This is a genomic window from Roseisalinus antarcticus (genome assembly GCF_900172355.1).
Lineage (GTDB): Bacteria > Pseudomonadota > Alphaproteobacteria > Rhodobacterales > Rhodobacteraceae > Oceanicola > Oceanicola antarcticus_A.
In genome coordinates, this window is the sequence record NZ_FWFZ01000128.1 from 1 (window position 1) to 1,241 (window position 1,241).

A 1,241-nucleotide genomic window follows, 5' to 3' on the forward strand; every position below is an offset into this window, starting at 1 on the left:
TGAGCTGCTGCCGGTTTCGTGGACAGCAGGTTAAGCTAGCATAGCGCGAGCCTCGAACTCCATGGGGCTGAGGTAGCCCAATTTGGAGTGCCGTCTGCGCGGGTTGTAGAAGCGCTCGATGTAGTCGAAGACGTCAGCACGGGCTTCGTCTCGAGTGCGATAGACCTTTCGTGCGGTTCGCTCGGTTTTCAGCGACGAGAAGAAGCTCTCCATCGCCGAATTGTCCCAGACGTTGCCGGCCCGGCTCATGGAACAGGTGATGCCGTTGTCGGCCAGAAGCCGTTGAAACTGCTCGCTTGTGTATTGCGATCCCTGATCCGAGTGGTGCAACAGCGCATCGGCCTTGCCGCGCCGCCAGACCGCCATCATCAGCGCGTCCATGACCAGTGACGCATCCCGATCAGCCTTCATGGACCAACCGACGGCGCGCCGGGAAAACAGGTCCAGCACGACCGCGACATACAGCCAGCCCTCGGCTGTCCAGATGTAGGTGAAATCGGCCAGCCATTTCTGGTTCGGCCGGTCCGCCTGGAAGTCGCGGTCGAGGATGTTGTCCGCGATGACCGACCGTTCCCCATCGTCCTTGGGCTTTCCACGGCGCCTGGGCCGCGCCCTTAGAGCATTGATCCGCATCAGCCTTTCGATCCGGTGAAGGCCGCAGGCCAGGCCTTCTTCAAGAACATCGCGCCAGACACGACGGGCGCCATAGGTTCGGTCGCTGGCCTTGAAGCTCGTCTCGATCGCCGTGACGAGCTTGGCGTCCTGGATCTCGTGCGCACTGGTCGGGCGGGTGAGCCAGGCGTGGAAGCCGGAACGCGAGACCTCCAGAACCTCGCAAAGCCAACTGACCGGCCAAATGTGGCGGTGTTTTGCGATGAAGGCGAACCTCATAACACCTCCCGCGCGAAAAAAGCGGCCGCCTTCTTCAGGATATCACGCTCCGCCCGAAGTCGGGCGACCTCTTTCTTCAAGGCTACAATCTCGGCCAGATCGGACCGCATTTGCCCGTTCCCGGGAAACGCCACGGCTGGCGTGGCCGTCAACTCCCGCATCCAGCGCCGCAACACGCTCTCAGCGACATCAAGGTCACGGGCGGCTTGCGCCACAGCCACACCCCGATCCGTCACCAGCCTCACGGCCTCGATCTTGAACTCACGCGTAAACTTCCGTCTCGTCATATCCACTCTCCAGTTCCATGGTCACGATCTTATCTTCGTGTCCACGAAACCGGCAGCAGCTCA

At 61.4% G+C, this 1,241-nt stretch carries 1 protein-coding gene; it reads right to left on the reverse strand.

The features are described from left to right. Window positions 1-30 precede the first annotated feature (30 nt). A protein-coding gene (locus tag ROA7023_RS23540; protein WP_143535743.1) for an IS3 family transposase occupies window positions 31-1,178 on the reverse strand; the annotation gives its coding sequence in 2 pieces (ribosomal slippage) (window positions 31-902 and window positions 902-1,178; 1,149 coding nt in all). Window positions 1,179-1,241 lie beyond the last annotated feature (63 nt).